The sequence below is a fragment of the Pseudoalteromonas sp. Z1A2 genome (assembly GCF_011378755.1).
GTDB classification, from domain to species: domain Bacteria; phylum Pseudomonadota; class Gammaproteobacteria; order Enterobacterales; family Alteromonadaceae; genus Pseudoalteromonas; species Pseudoalteromonas distincta.
In genome coordinates, this window is record NZ_WTKX01000001.1 from 240,593 (window position 1) to 257,663 (window position 17,071).

20 protein-coding genes are annotated in these 17,071 nt (G+C 39.8%); 6 read left to right on the forward strand and 14 right to left on the reverse strand.

The window, feature by feature from the left end; translation table 11 throughout:
• The first annotated feature begins 37 nt into the window (after positions 1-37).
• From GQR47_RS00990 to GQR47_RS01010, 5 genes are read left to right on the forward strand one after another with little or no spacing between them, the layout of a single operon-like run.
• Positions 38-1,240 carry an amidase family protein gene (locus tag GQR47_RS00990; protein ID WP_154902964.1) on the forward strand — a complete coding sequence of 401 codons (1,203 nt, stop codon included), beginning with the start codon at positions 38-40 and terminating at the stop codon, positions 1,238-1,240.
• Positions 1,237-2,838 carry a gamma-glutamyltransferase gene (locus GQR47_RS00995; RefSeq protein WP_154902965.1) on the forward strand — a complete coding sequence of 534 codons (1,602 nt, stop codon included), beginning with the start codon at positions 1,237-1,239 and terminating at the stop codon, positions 2,836-2,838. The genes GQR47_RS00990 and GQR47_RS00995 overlap by 4 nt, the downstream gene beginning before the upstream one ends.
• Complete coding sequence (locus GQR47_RS01000) at positions 2,826-3,650, forward strand: sulfite exporter TauE/SafE family protein (protein WP_024596151.1); 825 nt, start codon at positions 2,826-2,828, stop codon at positions 3,648-3,650. The genes GQR47_RS00995 and GQR47_RS01000 overlap by 13 nt, the downstream gene beginning before the upstream one ends.
• Before the next feature lie 3 nt (positions 3,651-3,653).
• Entirely contained in the window at positions 3,654-4,883 is a 1,230-nt protein-coding gene (locus GQR47_RS01005; RefSeq protein ID WP_024596152.1) for an alanine--glyoxylate aminotransferase family protein, read from the forward strand.
• 14 nt (positions 4,884-4,897) lie between these two features.
• Positions 4,898-6,181: an allantoate amidohydrolase gene (locus GQR47_RS01010; protein ID WP_024596153.1), complete on the forward strand. Its 1,284-nt coding sequence runs from the start codon at positions 4,898-4,900 to the stop codon at positions 6,179-6,181.
• 127 nt (positions 6,182-6,308) lie between these two features.
• Here the strand turns inward: GQR47_RS01010 and GQR47_RS01015 are convergent, their stop codons facing one another.
• The 14 genes from GQR47_RS01015 to GQR47_RS01080 form a co-directional block, all read right to left on the reverse strand.
• Positions 6,309-6,611 (reverse strand): hypothetical protein, encoded by a 303-nt coding sequence (locus GQR47_RS01015; RefSeq protein ID WP_024596154.1) that lies wholly within the window; start codon positions 6,609-6,611, stop codon positions 6,309-6,311.
• A 43-nt stretch (positions 6,612-6,654) separates the two neighbouring features.
• Positions 6,655-6,903, reverse strand: a complete 249-nt coding sequence (locus tag GQR47_RS01020) for a DUF1272 domain-containing protein (protein WP_076914914.1) — start codon at positions 6,901-6,903, stop codon at positions 6,655-6,657.
• The gene (locus GQR47_RS01025; RefSeq protein WP_024596155.1) at positions 6,897-7,259 is read right to left on the reverse strand and encodes a 2OG-Fe(II) oxygenase; all 363 of its coding nucleotides are present in this window, start codon (positions 7,257-7,259) and stop codon (positions 6,897-6,899) included. Before GQR47_RS01025 ends, GQR47_RS01020 begins: the two co-directional genes overlap by 7 nt.
• A gap of 235 nt (positions 7,260-7,494) precedes the next feature.
• Positions 7,495-9,033: a glucan biosynthesis protein gene (locus tag GQR47_RS01030; RefSeq protein ID WP_024596156.1), complete on the reverse strand. Its 1,539-nt coding sequence runs from the start codon at positions 9,031-9,033 to the stop codon at positions 7,495-7,497.
• 367 nt (positions 9,034-9,400) lie between these two features.
• On the reverse strand, positions 9,401-9,625 hold the full coding sequence (locus GQR47_RS01035) for a ribosomal protein L7/L12 (RefSeq protein WP_007378552.1): 225 nt from the start codon (positions 9,623-9,625) through the stop codon (positions 9,401-9,403).
• A gap of 171 nt (positions 9,626-9,796) precedes the next feature.
• A complete protein-coding gene (locus tag GQR47_RS01040; protein ID WP_024596157.1) occupies positions 9,797-10,309 on the reverse strand; it encodes a hypothetical protein in 513 nt (170 codons plus the stop codon).
• 123 nt (positions 10,310-10,432) lie between these two features.
• Complete coding sequence (locus GQR47_RS01045; protein WP_029753257.1) at positions 10,433-10,765, reverse strand: hypothetical protein; 333 nt, start codon at positions 10,763-10,765, stop codon at positions 10,433-10,435.
• A 296-nt stretch (positions 10,766-11,061) separates the two neighbouring features.
• Positions 11,062-11,523, reverse strand: coding sequence for a DUF2846 domain-containing protein (locus GQR47_RS01050; protein ID WP_024596158.1), 462 nt, complete (start codon positions 11,521-11,523; stop codon positions 11,062-11,064).
• Positions 11,524-11,711: 188 nt separating this feature from the next.
• A complete protein-coding gene (locus tag GQR47_RS01055) occupies positions 11,712-12,296 on the reverse strand; it encodes a GNAT family protein (protein ID WP_024596159.1) in 585 nt (194 codons plus the stop codon).
• A gap of 317 nt (positions 12,297-12,613) precedes the next feature.
• Positions 12,614-13,036, reverse strand: a complete 423-nt coding sequence (locus tag GQR47_RS01060; RefSeq protein ID WP_024596160.1) for a hypothetical protein — start codon at positions 13,034-13,036, stop codon at positions 12,614-12,616.
• A gap of 78 nt (positions 13,037-13,114) precedes the next feature.
• Entirely contained in the window at positions 13,115-13,513 is a 399-nt protein-coding gene (locus tag GQR47_RS01065) for a hypothetical protein (RefSeq protein WP_024593234.1), read from the reverse strand.
• Positions 13,514-13,624: 111 nt separating this feature from the next.
• Entirely contained in the window at positions 13,625-13,945 is a 321-nt protein-coding gene (locus GQR47_RS01070; protein ID WP_024596161.1) for a hypothetical protein, read from the reverse strand.
• A 235-nt stretch (positions 13,946-14,180) separates the two neighbouring features.
• A complete protein-coding gene (locus GQR47_RS01075; protein ID WP_024596162.1) occupies positions 14,181-14,432 on the reverse strand; it encodes a Rho-binding antiterminator in 252 nt (83 codons plus the stop codon).
• Between the two features lie 10 nt (positions 14,433-14,442).
• Positions 14,443-15,282, reverse strand: a complete 840-nt coding sequence (locus GQR47_RS01080; RefSeq protein ID WP_024596163.1) for a DUF417 family protein — start codon at positions 15,280-15,282, stop codon at positions 14,443-14,445.
• A gap of 284 nt (positions 15,283-15,566) precedes the next feature.
• On the opposite strand from GQR47_RS01080, the gene GQR47_RS01085 reads away from it, so the two are divergent.
• Positions 15,567-17,033, forward strand: a complete 1,467-nt coding sequence (locus GQR47_RS01085) for a DASS family sodium-coupled anion symporter (RefSeq protein ID WP_154902966.1) — start codon at positions 15,567-15,569, stop codon at positions 17,031-17,033.
• Positions 17,034-17,071 lie beyond the last annotated feature (38 nt).

The window sequence follows — 17,071 nt, forward strand, 5'->3', positions numbered from 1 at the left end:
GTAAGTACTTGGTCAGTTTTATAATAATGAGCTGCAAATGAGTGATAAAAAAAACAACAAAGGTATATTTTGCAATCACGGTCCTACCCTGTGGCAAACAAACCACTCTGGAGTGCTTGCAAACAATCGCTTAGCTGTAAAAGATGTATTTGCAGTAAAGGGCGAGCGTAACAGCGCAGGCAACCCACACTGGTTTAAAACAGCTAAACCGGCTCAAAATACGGCAAGCTCGGTTAATAAGCTCATGACCGCTGGTTGTAACTTTATAGGCTTTACCCATACTGACGAGCTGGCTTATAGCTTAGAGGGTAATAACATACATTATGGCGCTGCGCAAAATCCTAAATTAAAAGGGCATGCTTGCGGTGGTTCGAGTATGGGGTCTGCTGCTGCAGTTGCTGCTAACTTAGCTGATATTGGCTTAGGCACCGACACCGGCGGCTCAATTAGAATACCCGCCAGCTACTGTGGTTTATATGGCATAAGGCCAAGCCATAACGTGATTGAAAAAGACGGCCTAATACCGTTGGCTCCGCCTTTTGATACCATAGGTTGGCTTACCCAAAGCGCCGAGCTATTAAGCGATGTAGGTAATGTACTGCTACCAAATCAAGCTATTAATAACGTTGATACCTTAGTTATTTGCGAGCCGTTATTTGAACTCGTTGACCCTGTTTTACAAGCCCCACTTAAACAATTGCTTGAAAAAACCAAGCCTAATTTTAAGCACCATAAAGAATTTGAACTACCTAACAGCAGCTTATTAAATGAACTTGCTGATAGTTTTAGAGTACTGCAAGGGCGAGCAATCGCAAAAACGCATAAAGACTGGCTTCAATTGCCGGGGCAACTTCCCCAGTTTGCTCCAGCAATTGCGGCACGTTTTAATATGGCGCTTGCCCTAACTGTTCAAGAAGAACAAGAAGCACTAAAAGTACAAACCCAATGGCAAACACTAATAGCTAAAAACCTAAATACAAACAGCTGTTTATTTTTGCCAACCACCCCCACAACCGCACCTAAATTAGGCGCCGACACAAGCGCCTTACGCATGCAAATTATTACGCTTTCGGCAATTGCAGGGCTTAGTGGCTCAGCGCAAGTGCATTTACCGCTGGCTGATTTAGCAAATGATCATCCGTATGGTTTTTCATTAATGATGAGCCACGGTAACGATAAAAGCCTACTTGCTTGCGTTAAGCACCTAGCTGCACACTTTAAACAGGACACACCGGCATGACCACACACAACATTGCATTTACCGCGTCTCATTTTTCGGCCACTGAGGCGGGTATAAATATACTAAAACAAGGCGGTACAGCTACCGAGGCTATGGTAGCGGCTGCCGCTGCTATTAGCGTTGTATATCCACATATGAACTCAATTGGTGGCGACAGCTTTTGGCTTATCGATAACCCAAACCAAAAAACGCCTACCGCTATTGACGCCTGCGGCCGTGCAGCAACTAATACAACGCCCTATAACTCGCTCGCGCAAATACCAGAGCGCGGCGGGTTAAGCGCACTGACTCAAGCGGGTACAATTCGCGGTTGGCAAAAGGCGCTTGAACTAGATGAGCACGCAGCACTACCACTGTCACAAATTTTAGCACCCGCTATTGAGCTTGCGCGCGAGGGCTTTACCGTTACAAAAAGCTTGCAAGCAGGCTGCGAAAAACTAGCCATTGCTAACAATACCAATGAGGCGTTTAAAAGCCTCTACATACCCAATGGCAAGCCCTTACAAGCAGGCCAGCATTTTAAAAACCCTAAACTTGCAGCAACGTTTGAATACCTAGCAAAACATGGCTTAAACGCATTTTATGAAGGCGCACTTGCCAACTCATTTGCCGCCGACTTAGCAAAAGCAGGCAGCTCAATTACCGCAGGTGACATTGCAAATACTAAAGCCGAGGTAGTTACTGCGCTAAATGCAAACCTCAGTGGTATTGATTGCTACAACTTACCCGCGCCAACACAGGGCGTGCATTCACTACAAATAATTGGTGCCGTAAATAAGTTAAAGCATTTAGCTAAAACCGATGCCGACTGGACACATTTAATTGTTGAGGCAACTAAACAAAGCTTTACCCATCGCCCTACCCTTTGGGCTGACCCTGAAGCATTAGGAGACGATTATAAAAACGCACTAACCGATAATCGCTTAAGCGAACTTGCTAACAATATTGATATGGCCAAAGCCAAAAAATGGCCATTTAACGCAGAGCCTGGCGATACTGTGTGGATGGCAGCCAGAGATAAAAACGGGCAATTAGTCAGCTTTATTCAAAGCATTTACTGGGAATTTGGCAGCGGAATATTAATGAGTGAAGGCGGCTTTGTGTGGAATAACCGTGGTTTAAGCTTTAGTTTAAACAATGAAGATATTGATGCGAGTAATAATACCAACGCCCTTGCCCCAAATAAAAAGCCCGCTCATACACTTAACCCAGCACTGGCAAAGTTTAGCGATGGTCGTCGACTTGCTTACGGAACAATGGGCGGTGAAGGGCAGCCACAAACTCAAGCCGCTGTTTTTGCAGGCTACGCGTGGCGAAATAAATCTATAAAACAAGCAATTAGCGACCCTCGTTGGTTACTTGGACGAACATGGGGCGATACGAGTACAAATTTAAAAATTGAAAAAGAGTTAGTTTTTCATATAGAACATGAATTAAATCAACGTGACCACGATTGGGTAAGCGTTGATAATAATAACGAAATGATGGGGCACGCTGGGGCTATTTTAGATACACCTACAAGCCTTGAAGCTGCAACAGATCCTCGTTCAGATGGACGTGCAACAGTAACTACAGCAGGAACACAATGTCAGAAATAATAAATCAATGGCCAATTATAGTAGCCTTAATAGCAACCGGTATTTTTGCCGGTATTTTAGCAGGACTTTTTGGTGTAGGCGGCGGTATTGTTATCGTCCCTGTGCTGTATTTTTTACTGCAAGGTTTTGGCGTAAGCCCAGAGTCGGCAATGATGATAGCCACCGCTACATCACTTGCAACCATAGTACCTACTTCGCTTTCATCTATTCGCTCGCATCATAGCAAAGGGAATATTGACCTTGCGCTAATAAAATACTGGGCACCATTTATTTTAGTTATGGCCGTTGTAGGCAGCTACTTAGCGCACTCAATACGCGGTAATGCACTGGTACTTATGTTTGCCTGTATTGCTATTTTAGTCAGTTTAAACATGCTATTTAGAGCCGGCGCACCCGCGCTTGTAAAACAACTGCCAGGAAAATTTGGTCAAGGGGTTATGGCAAGTATTGTAGGTGGTTTGTCGGTAATGATTGGCATAGGTGGCGGCACTATTGGCGTACCTATGCTAAACGCATTTAATGTACGCGCCCATGTTGCAGTAGGTACTGCGGCCGTTTTTGGTTTATTGATTGCACTACCAGGCGTTATTACCTTATTAAGTATTAGCACAACGCCAACCGATGCTCCCCTAGGTACGTGGGGGTTGGTTAACCTCCCTGCCTTTTTTCTTATTATTCCGTTGACTATTTTATTTGCGCCTATTGGCGTAAAAATTGGTAGCAAGCTGGATCAAAAACAACTAAAACGCGCCTTTGCCGTTGTCTTAATGATAACCGGCATACGCATGCTTATTCAGACTCTGGGAGCCTAAAATATGTTTAATAACACGCAAGTTCAAACCTTAAACCCACCACAGCGTTTATTAATGGGACCAGGCCCAATTAATGCCGACCCTCGTGTTTTACGTGCTATGTCGGCGCAGCTTATAGGCCAATACGACCCAGTAATGACCGGTTTTATGAACGAAACCATGGCACGTTACCGCGAAATTTTTAAAACCAAAAACGAATGGACCATGCTAATAGATGGCACATCGCGCGCAGGGATTGAAGCCGTATTATGCTCAATTTTACGCCCAGGCGATAAAGTCCTTGTGCCAATTATGGGGCGCTTTGGCCACCTACTTGCTGAAATAGCAGAACGCGTTGGCGCAAAGGTGCACACAATAGAAGTACCGTGGGGCGAAGTGTTTACGCCAGAACAAATCGAAAAAGCCATTGTTGATGTAAAACCCCATGTACTTGCTATGGTACAAGGCGATACATCCACCACCATGAACCAACCTCTTGAGCATATTGGCGATATTTGCCAAAAGCACGATGTACTATTTTATTGTGATGCTACCGCCTCCATTGTGGGTAACGAACTTCCTGCCGATGAATGGAAACTCGATGCACTTTCTGTTGGTCTGCAAAAGTGTTTAGGCGGACCTTCTGGATCAGCGCCATTAACACTGAGCGACAAATGCGCTGATTGGATCCAAAAACGTAAAAAAGTAGAGGCGGGTATTCGTACAGCGGAGCATACCGACGGCACCGAGCCCTTTGTACGCTCAAACTACTTTGATTTAGGTATGATCATGAATTACTGGGGGGAAGAGCGCCTTAATCATCATACCGAAGCCACCAGCATGCTGTATTGCGCCTCAGAATGCGCCCGCATTGTTATTGAAGAAGGCGTGGATAACTGCGTAGCGCGCCACAAATTACATGGCGATGCCATGCTAACAGGCATTCAAGCACTGGGCTTAAATGTATTTGGCGATTTAACGCATAAAATGAACAACGTACTGGGTGTGTATATACCCGAGGGCATTAATGCCGATCACGTACGCGGGCAAATGCTAACCGATTTTGGAATAGAAATTGGCACCTCGTTTGGCCCGCTGCATGGCAAAATTTGGCGTATTGGCACCATGGGTTACAACGCCCGTAAAGATGCCGTATTACAAACATTGGCAAGCCTAGATGCCTGCTTACATGCCAACGGTTACAAAGGCCCTAAAGGCGAAGCCGCCATTGCCGCCCTTGCTCACTATAAATAAAAAAAGGATTTAGCATGACGATTGTAAGCCCACAACACAGCCCTTTATTAGACAAAGAACTTGCTGATGAATACGCAACACGCGCTTTATCTCGCTGTAAAACCCTCAGCGCACTATCGCAAATGCAAGGCGGTATTCACCGCGTGTACTTATCAAAAGAGCACAAAGAGTGTAACGCCGTTACTGCATCGTGGATGGTTGAGGCAGGCATGCAATCGTGGCAAGACGAAGTGGGCAACCTTTGGGGGCGACTAAAATCATCAAACCCACATGCTAAACGTTTAATTATAGGATCGCACCTCGACACCGTACCAAACGCAGGTGCGTTTGATGGTATTTTAGGTGTACTACTGGGGATAGAAATTGCAGCGCTTGCACATAAGTTAAAGCTCGACCTGCCCTTCCATTTAGATGTAGTGGGCTTTTGCGATGAAGAAGGCACCCGCTTTGCCACAACTTTAATTGGCTCAAAAGCCCTCGCTAACGAATTTGACCCACAGTGGCTAAACATTGAAGACACAAACGGCATAACTATGCGCCAAGGCATGCTCGACTTTGGTTTAAACCCCAACGACTATGCAAAGGCCGCACTAAACAAAAACGAATTACTAGGTTACTGGGAAACTCATATTGAACAAGGTCCTGTACTCGAATCGGTTAATCAGGCGTTAGGCGTTGTAACTGCAATCGCAGGAGCAAAGCGCGCCATGCTTACCCTAACAGGCCAAAGCGGTCATGCGGGTACAACCCCAATGAACTTGAGGCAGGATTCACTAGCAGGCTGCGCTGAATTAGTAACCGAAATTGAAAAACTAGCAAGTAATGCTAAAAATGGCGAAGTTGCCACCGTAGGGCAAATACAGTCTCGCCCTGGGGCTACAAACGTGATTGCAGGCAAAACAACCATAAGCCTAGACGCACGCGCACAAAGCGACACCGATCTCGCTAACTTACTAAGCGTCATACAAAACAGCGCTCAATCTATAGCAAGCAAACGCAATTTAACGCTTGATTGGCAATGGACGCATGCCGCCGATGCCGTTGCGTGCGACACCACTATTCAGCATTTGTTTTCAAGCGCATGTAAACTCAATAACCAAGCATCGCCTTCACTTGCCTCAGGCGCAGGGCACGATGCAATGGCAATCGCTCCAATTTGCCCCGTTGGCATGTTGTTTATACGCAGCCCTGGCGGTATAAGCCATCACCCAGCAGAAGCGGTTATAGACGGCGATGTAACAAAGGCACTCAGTGTAATGTACAGCGCGCTTTTACTTTATGTGAAAGAGTGTGAGTGATTTAAGGTAATCGAGTAAACCAAGTATATTAACTTGGTATGCTTAGGGGCTTAAACCTCCTCAAAGTCATTTGGAGGTTATTACTGAAGGCAGGTAAATGCAGGAATATACGTTATTTAAAGTAGCTTTATCGGGCTGCCCTTTGCTCTTTTAGGCTAAGGCGTTTATGTGAGCTATATACATGTTGAATGTTTGTACCATTAACCAAATATGCATCCATTTCGACGGTAATTAAACCCGATAATGGCTTGATTTCTAGAACACCCAACTCACCTAAATTTGCAGATAGTAAAGTATTATTTCTAATAGCTAACAAAGTTTTGTCAGTATCTCGTAAGTCACCATTCACATATAATTTAGCACCACTAAACCAAGTGTTAATTATTTTAACTTTGATTGACTTAACAGTAAATTCAAAGGATTTTCTCATCAGATCTCCATACCCAGAAATGTAATTATTATACTTTATGTTTTTATGTGTTTGGCGAACAAGCACTTTCTTTTAATACCCGTTTAGTCAATGCTGGGTAATTTTTTAGTGCAGCCAAAGGGCGAATTGGCCGCTGAACCAAATTACCTGAGCAGTTTGGGCACACGTTATTTAATAACGTTTGAGCACAGCCAGAACAAAATGTGCATTCAAATGAACAAATAAAAGCCTCTGTGGACTTTGCAGGTAGATTCTTATCACAACATTCACAATTAGGTCTTAAATCTAGCATTTAGCGCTCCCTTTTATCCACCCAATGCTGAGTAAATATCTATTACCTTTTATAACTTTTGATACCTGATGCTCACTTACATCAGGGCGGAATAGCTTAACCCGCTTTGTTTCAAATATCGAATTACTACAAATAAACTCACCACCCAAATCTGCTTTTTTAAGCACTATATTCAACCGATAGTGTTTACCAGATTCAACTTTGTCTGTGTGTGGTGCTATTTCACTTCCTTGTGGGAATTTAAGCAAATATGTATCAAATTTAATTGGCCACGTAGCACCACAAATCAACATTTTATCGTAGCCTGATTTTTGTCGGCCTCGCTCCCAACAAAATAATTTACTCAAAAAAAACATACAATCCCTCGAAACAGCTAATAAGCTGCAGGTTAACTCGTTTTTTTATATTTATTGATAAACAAACCATAGCCGAGTTCATATTTTGATTCAATCGATTACTGTATTTTACGTGGGATATAAAAGGGAGTTTTAATGGTGTTTTGATTGGCGTTTTAATAGACATTATGGTGGCTATAATTGACAGAAAATCAAAATATAGCCACCCGTTTTACTTTAATGCTTATTTAAGGTCTTATTTAATCGTTACCTTTGCATCACTTACCCATGTTTCAGTTATAGCTTCATCATTTTTATCAACTAAATACGCGCGTATGTTCACCGGATTGTTGTTAGCTTGTTTGTAGTCAAACGCTAATCGCCATTGGTTTGTACCAACTACCGGATAAACTCCAATAGGTTCTAATATTTCACCGTTGCTGGCTTCAACAATCGGCTTTATACCACTTTTGTTATCTAAGCCTTTAAATACTGGACCTTCAAAATCAATCACCATCTTGTTAACGCCTTCAGGAATAGGCTGGCCGGGAATTCCGCCTAAGCCTTGGCGAGTATTTACAACGCTTGCAAGCGTTTTTGATTTTGGATCGAGTGGACGCCATTCAATATCATAAGAAAAGGTAAACTCGTCGCCTTTGCGCGCCTCTTTTTCGGGCACCCAGTAGGCAACAATATTGTCGAACGTTTCATCTTTTGTAGGAATTTCGATTAACTGAACTGCGCCTTTGCCCCAATCGCCAGTAGGTTTAATCCACGCTGATGAACGCTTATTGTAAAATACGCCGTCGTCTTGGTAGTTATTAAAGTCACGATCTCTTTGGATTAAACCAAACCCTTTTGGGTTCTCATCAATAAAGCTATTGGTTGACACCGACTGAGGATTATTTAATGGGCGCCAAACGTATTGACCCGATCCTGTGTGAATCGCAAGGCCATCGCTATCGTGAATTTCTGGGCGCCAATCTTTAGCTTCTGTTTTATCTTTTTGTGAGTACCAATACATACTGGTTAACGGTGCTACGCCTAAGCGTTCAACATCGGCGCGCATATACAAATTAGCCGTTACAGAGGTAATATGGCCTTTGGCTTCTTTGTTATCTTTACTTAAACCAAATCGATAAGCACCAGTGATAGAAGGCCCTTCAAGCAATGCCCAAACAGACACACTTTCACCTTTTTTCTCTGCGGGGCCAATCCAAAATGCAGAAAAACGCGGAAATTCTTCTGGCTGATTCATGCCCGTATTAATCGCGATACCTCGGGCCGAGAGTCCATATTGCCCCTCTGGGCCGTCGGTACGAAAATAAGACGCGCCTAAAAAAGATATCCAATCGGGTTTCATATCTGGGCGCATTATTCTAAAGCCTGCAAATCCAAACCCTTCTGGGAGATCGTGAGCTGGGCTATTATCGGGCATATCAAAAACGTCATTACTAAAAGGTACATTTTGAACCTGATTTTTATCATCTCTGATGTAAATACTTACTGGCTCAGGAAAATATCGGCCAGGGTAAAATAATTGTACGGGCGCCTTTTTTCCACTTGGGTATAAGGTTTCATCTTCTTTAAAGCGTATTTTCCAGTGTTCGTCATACGTAATTTTATCGATTAACTCCGGCGCTGGCACCTTAGTTGGCGTATAGGGCTTTTCGGCTGAGGCTTTTGCCAGCGCTTTTAAGTCTTCGAATGAAAACTCCGTTTTATCTACTGCTTCTGTCGCGTAAGACGACATCGAAGTGCTAAAAATAATTGCGATAAATAACTTTAACTTCATAAAAAGAATATCCAATAAATTGAGTCAAATAAAAATGGGAATGCTGCACGAGCGTATGTTTAACTTAAAGTTCTGTATGGATATTACGTGACGTAATATGAACTAGCGTTTACTAAAGTATCGTTATTTGACTACAGAACCTCCCATAATTAATTTGTTTTTACGAGAATTGGTTTTAAGGGATTCGCGCGCGTTTGATGATATCGCTGAAGTGAAAATAAGTGGGATAGCCCAATTTATTATTAGATCGCTGGTATTCAAATGGATAAGGGTTGTATTTAGGTGGTGGAAAACGAAGAGGCTCACCCCTTTTAAAACTTGCAATTAATGGCTGAGTTTTATTTGGCCCTCACTTCAGGGCATGTTTTTATGTTTTTGAAGTTAATTTTTCAATAGCATCTTTAGCTTCTTTCAAACTTACACCATGAACAGATCTATAATATTTTATTGCTCTAACTTTATGACCTGATTTTAAAGCAACAATAACATCACCTTCGGTTACGCTGCCATGCTTAGGTATTGAGTTACCAAATATTAATATAAATAAAACTGCAATAACCGCTAAAACACCCCAAATATATTCAATTTCCATAAATATCCTCGATGTTCGAAAAATAATGAGCCTGTAGGTTAACTCGTTTTTTATTTATTTTTATTGATAAACAAACCATAGCTGAGTTCCTCTTTTGTTTGTAATAATGTTCACCAAGAGCAAAATGTATTTTTATTTTATCTTATTTTAATTATTCTTATTGGCTACTGGTTAAATAGCCTTTCGCATTTTATTTAATAACTCGTAGCATGCTTTATACAACAGTATTTCCATGTCTTCGTTATGGTACAAAGGACCCCAACGAAAAAAGCCTCTTAAGCTAAATTTTTTAGCTATGAATTCGCGCCACGTAACAGATTTAGAAACGCTGAACGTTTTAATCGTCTTATTGTGTTTAATATTATACAAGCGCGATACTAACTTAACTTTTGGTCGCCAAAATAGCGGAATAATAGCTGTATCAAAATCTATAGTGAATGCATCACCACCATGCAAAGTAACTATAACAACATCTAAACCAATATCTGACTTTTTAGGCTCTTTAATAGACGAAATACTGTGAAGACAAAAAATATCTTCAAGCTTCTTGTGCATATGATCTTGTAGTGAATCGCCCGTTATATAAAAAAACGACTCTACCTTAGAAAAATGGCTGTTATTAGCTACAGCTAACGATCCCAAATAAACATTTGGCTTTTCAGAGCTAAACCAATCGAATAGCAAATTTAAATTCCTTTTTTACTTATGCCGAATAAATAGGCCGTAAGGTTGTTATCTAAGGTTAGGGCGAAAAAGCAAAAACCAGCTGTTTTTGCTCTGCTTTACGATTTGTTTATTTACGCTCAACTATTTTCGACGTAATTGAATACCAAGTAATGTACCTAATAAAACAGCAATAACATGCAGCAAAGCTGAAATTAAATATATCAGAGGATCCATTGATATTTCTAATAAAATGTATAGTAAGGCACCGACACTTAGATCAATAAACCAATAAACCGCCGCAACTAAAAAGGCTTGTTTATACGGACTCACTGTTTGCTTATAGCCTAGGTAACAATAAACGATTAAAGAGGTTACAAATCCGAGGACGTAATAAGTAAAAGTTAATGAGGTACTTTGAGTCATTTCATCAAAGCCAACAATCTTTGTTGCTATTGTTGATAAAGCAACTGGCAATAAATACAAGCCTACTGAAAAGAGTACAATCCTAGAGCATTTCACGATAATCCTTTAGCAATACAACGAGGCTGTAGAATAACTTCTATAGCCAAATTCAATTAATTAGTTTCTTTAATTAACTCTAAGCATTTTAAAGCAATGTGTAATAAATGTATTACCCATTAAACAGGCTGTTTTCATAAAAAGAGTAATTCTACAATCTCAACGCCTCAATTAAACAGCGTAAAATAGCTGGTTACAATAAGCTAGGTACGAACAAAAAACTAACTATTAGAAGTCCGTTTAAGCAACTATTAGAGTTCAGTAGCTTGTACATATTTACAGCACTCTCTTAACAAGGTCTCTGCGGCCTCTTTGTTAGACTGATCATGTTTACTCGAACCTAGTTCAACACCCATTGCCGTATAAACACTGCTATTTAATTGTAAATATTTAGTTTGATTAGGTGCAATTATTAGCTGTTTTGTATTACTCCACACTCCTGTGAGTGGGCTCCAGCTAATTTTTAAATCGTAATTACCCGCAGGTAATTTTATGTAAGAGAAAGTATTGTTTGGTAGTGCTACAATTTTTTTATCATTTATACTTACACGCATATCTGATGCCGCTGGTGGGGTTAACAACCTATGGAATACTAAAACACTTTGCTCTTCATTTGGTTGAGGTAGCTGTACCTGGTCAAAAGTTAAAGCATCTCTTGGGGCTGAAGCACAACCACTTAAAAATAATAGTAAGAAAAAATATATATAACGCATAAACACCTATCAGATTTGAATTATAACGAGCCTGTAGATTAACTCGTTTTTTATTTTTTTTGATAAACAAACCATAGCTGAGTTCCTATTTTGGTTCAATCGTTATTGCATTTCACGTGGAATATAAAAAGAGGACTAGGTGTTGTTTTAATTGACGTTTTGGAAGGTATTACTGGAAATTTAGTATGCTAACTGTTTGTTATTATCCTAACTTGCCGTATTTCAGAGTACTCGGACTGAATTAACCCAAAGCATTTAAGATCGTGAAACTGATTTTTCCAGTAACCACTTTGACGCCTTATACCTTCCTCTTTGAACCCAACTTTTAAAAGGAGTGACTCAGATGCAGAGTTTCCAAGAACAGTATCGCCTTGAATACGATTAAGTTTACCGCAAGATAAGTCACCTGAAAATGCGGCTTTAACTATTCGATGAACTGCTTCAGTGGAAAAACCCTTACCCCAATATTTAGGTAGTAAATCATATCCAATAACAGCATTTTTCATTTTAGGACTCCAAGTATTAAAGCCGCAAGTACCTATAAGTTGATCTGTTTCTTTTAGGCGAATAGCCCAACGAATACCTGAGTTTTCTTTAAAACGAGCGTTAAAAAACTCAATTAAATGGCTGGCTTGTGACAGTTCAGTAAACGCCTCTAAATCATAATATTCTACAACTGAATTGTCCGAGAACAACTCAAACAAACTATTTGAATCTTCTTTTGATAATTGATCTAACCTTAAGCGATTTGTCTCTAAAGTTGGAAATGACAACCTAAATCCTCCGTGAAATATAACAAGCCTGTAGATTAACTCGTTTTTTAATTTTTTATTGATAAACAAACCATAGCTGAGTTCCTATTTTGGTTCAATCGGTTACTTCACTTCACGTGGAATATAATAAGAGGACTAGGTGTTGTTTTAATTGATGTTTTGGAGGGTATTACTGGATAATTTAGTGTGAGTGTCTTTTTACTCTTTCTTTCATTTCAGCTCAGCTTTTTGCGTGATTTATTTTTATAAAACCCACTTAACCCGCTGCTTTAATTTATTATTTATGTAAAAGCTAGAATGAATCTCATCCTAACTCTTTAGCTTTTGTTTAACTCTATTTTTGAAACGTAAAATACAATACCAGCAACAAGGCCTACTATAGAAAATAAAAATAATTGTAAAAAGCTATATCCATAACCTATTAACGTAATTGAACCATTTTCGACCAATACCTTACCATTAATGATTGAGCTATCTAAACCTGAAGGGAAAACAAAAAAGAAAGAAACTAAGCAAGTAGATATAACTGAAGATTTGAGCACTGTATTTAGCGAATAACCACAGCTTTTAGTGATAAATTTATAAATGGGAAATGCTGTTACTGGAACCAAAATTAGAACAACTATTAACGTCCAAATAAATATACCAAAAGGCATAATAGTAAATTTCCTTTCAATTGCCATTGGCGCTAAAAATGCAACAATTAAAGAGGCTAAAATAAAGCTAAATATTGTTCTCAACTCGAAACCTTCTTAGAAAGCTAACGCCTACCATAACCGATTTGTGGCGCTCTTGCACAAATCCGGTTAATGGCTTTGTTATGTGAGGTCACCGTCAAGTCCAAATTTTTCCCTGTTCAAAACTAGCGCTGCCAGCACAGTTACTCCTAACACTGTACCAACAGGGAACATGAAGAGTAACAATGTTGAATATATTATTAGTGCCCAAAAAAGCCACTTAGTTCGATAGTTTAAGCCCACAACGGAAAATGTTAAAAAGCAAAGTGCAACTAAAAATAAGATGAACCCTGTTACTGTAGACAAAGCTGTTGATGACATTTCTTCTTGTGATATTTTAGGTTCATTACTTCCAAACAGCGTTATCTCTTGAAATGAAGAGGACATAATTAAATACGAATCAACAATTCCCCAAAGAGGTGCCCAGAAAAGCAATAATCCCAGAACTGCGACGTATTTCCCTATAGTTTCCTTGTTCATCATCTCTCCTCACGTAGTTATATAAAGAGCCTGTTAACAGGCAGAAAATAGTTAGTTAAATTAGCAACAAAGGAACAAAGCCAACTATTTTTATCCTTGTTTAACAGCCTGTTATGCATTGTTTACACTACAGTCAATTGTTGCGTTAATCTTTGGTGGGTAGACAGAACCAAACTGACTATGCGAGCCATAAGTACCCATTTTATATTTTTTTACGTATATATCACTAGATTTGCATAACTCTTTTCCTTTGAGCTCTACCAATTCGACCATATCTGTTTCATTAAGATCGGTATGACCAAGAACCTCAATTGAATACGTCCCATCAGAGTTTTTGCTTACATCGCTATATTGGACTATGACACCTTTATAAGTTTTCATACCAACACAACCAGAGATTATTAATATGATTAAAGGTAGATACTTTTTCATGCTTATCCTTAAACACCTAACAGCTTATTGAGCACCACTTTGGGGATTTATAGCACCCCAAAACGGCGTATATTACAGTGTTCAATAATTCCACTAAACAACTTCAGTGTAAACAAGTAATTAAATATGTTACAAAAAACCCTTTGTAATTTTTCACCAAAACGGTGTTTAATAATGTTATTGGACAAAACAAAAATAGAGCTTTATTTATGATAAAAACGAATGAGTGAGGCATTTACTTTACTTCAAAATTCACATGGTCAAAGTATGGGTTTTTCTCATGCGCTTTAAGTACGCTGATTGTAGTTAGCACAATGAGTTTCAACTCGCTATTTACATTAACAACTATGCATTCGTCTCTATTAGCATTGCGTTTTGTGTCAGTTGCTATCCCGCATACACCATCACCATTTTTTAATATAAGCTTAATGCTTAAATGGTGCATACAAGCAATTTCGATGTAGTCGTATTGGTTGCAACTGATCATAACGCTCTCTTTATTTAGTCGGCTTAAAAATCATTAAAAAAGCAATAACAACAAGGTTGCCTATATACCACAAATCTTTAATTACAAATTGCCCTAAACGATCCAATAAAGTGGATGAACTAAATGCACCGGTTGCGGTAATTAAGAATGTTTGGGTCATCATAAATACGCTTAAACACGCTAAGCCACTTACAATAATTAGCTTTTTATTATTTAAAAATAGCCCTAATCCCAATAACACAGCAAATAATACATCAAACCCGCCAATCACGTTAGACGCGCCTTGTACGCTAAATACCGTGTATAACCACGACATAAACGGTGAGGTTTCTACTAAACTTACAATGCCTTTTGCTTCAAACTCATAAAACTTCATGCCGCCAATCCATAATAAAACCATAGCAACAGGTATAAAGTTTAATAGTACGTGTTGTTTGTCGGTAAGTTTGTCTTTATAAAACAAAAACAAATACAAAGGCACTACAGCGAAGTATTTAATTATGCCCTGCCCGCTACCAATGATTGGAAAGCCACCAAGTTGCGCCATCCAACGGTTACTGGCAAACAAGGTAAGTAATGCTACTAAACTTATAATTGCTGCAAGTAAAAGTGCTGGTGTAGGTTTCATTAGTTTAAGGCGAGCGAGCACGGTGGCAAACGCTAAGGCAATCATAAATGAGCCACTAATTAAACCTAACGCAGATACAGACATTAGCGAATCAACGCCATAATAACTAAACGTAGCCGTTAACGTATTAGGGTTTGCTCCTAACGCAAACGACAAGCCAAGTAGTAAAAAGCTACTCGTTAATAAAAAAGTAATCACGTTATTGGTTAGTTTTAAGTTCATTGTATTTCCAAGTATTCGTTGAGGTTTATAAAGACCTTACGAACCTATAAAACAATTCAAGCTAACTCTTAAAAATCAGAGTTAATTAAGCACACTGTAAGCTCTTATCGGGTAATGTAATCAATCACTTTAGTTTATAGTTTATTTCCTCTTTATTAATAAAATTAAATAAGTCTAATATTCATATGATGTGCGTCATCTTTTTTATTATTAAATGAAGTAGAATAACGTCGCCTTTTCAATAAACAGAATGCATGCATTTCTAAAACTTAGGGACATTTTTAATGAAGGGTACTGATATTCGAGTTACCTCTGGACTGATTTCTATAGCCATTGTTTTACTACTTTGGTTTGCTGTACCGCCTCCGCAAGGTGTTACCGAAAACGCATGGCATTTGCTCGCTTTATTTATTGGTACTGTAGTTGCCATTATTGGTAAAGCAATGCCTATCGGCGCCATTGCTATTTTAGCTATTACTTCTGTTGCGTTAACCGGCGTAACTAATGACAGCCCATCTGGCGCTATTAAAGATGCATTAAGTGGCTTTTCTAACTCATTAATTTGGTTGATTGGTATTGCTATTATTATTTCTCGGGGTTTAGCTAAAACCGGTTTGGGAAATCGTATTGGCTATAATTTTATTTCTTTTTTTGGTAAAAAAACTATTGGTATTGGCTATGCCCTCGCGCTGTCTGAACTTGTTATAGCGCCTGTGACGCCAAGTAATACCGCGCGAGGCGGCGCTATTATTCACCCAATTATGAAGTCGATAGCAACAAGCTTTGGCTCGTCTCCTGAGGAAGGCACCTCTCGTAAAATTGGGCACTACCTTGCTTTAGTTAGCTACCATATAAACCCTATTACATCAGCTATGTTTATTACCGCCACGGCTCCTAACCCTCTAATTGTAAAGCTTATTGCAGATGCTACTGGTGCAAATATTAGTATTACTTGGGGTACGTGGGCGCTGGCAGCGCTTGTTCCTGGTTTGCTATGTATTGCCCTTGTGCCTTTGGTTGTTTATGCCATTTACCCACCTGAAGTTAAAAGTACGCCCGACGCTAAAACCTACGCAGAATCTAAATTAACTGAAATGGGCCCAATGAGTTATGGCGAAAAAATAATGGTGGGTGTTTTTGCTATGCTGCTTGTTTTATGGGCCGGCGTACCTGCAATGATTTTAGGGGCTGACTACGCAGTTAATACAACCGCAGTGGCTTTTTTAGGTTTGTCGGTTTTATTAGTGACTGGTGTATTAAGCTGGGACGATGTACTTAAAGAAAAGTCTGCGTGGGATACCGTTGTTTGGTTTTCAGCATTAGTAATGATGGCCACTTTTTTAAATAAACTAGGTTTGGTAACGTGGTTTTCAACACTTGTTGAGAGCAATATTGCGCAACTGGGCTTTGACTGGATTGTATCGGCTATTATATTGGTAGCTGTGTATTTTTATGCTCATTACTTTTTTGCCAGTACCACAGCACATATTACTGCTATGTTTGCCGCATTTTACGCCGCAGGTTTGGCGCTTGGCGCTCCGCCTTTATTTTTAGGTTTACTGTTAGCTGGCGCCTCATCACTCATGATGTCGTTAACGCATTACGCAACAGGCACATCACCCATAGTGTTTGGCTCAGGCTATGTATCGTTAAAAGACTGGTGGGTAATGGGCCTTATAATGAGCGTTATTAATTTAAGTGTATGGGGAGTTATTGGCGGGCTTTGGTGGAAAGCACTTGGGTATTGGTAATATTGCCTTGTTAGTTTGGCTTGCACATTTAATACTGC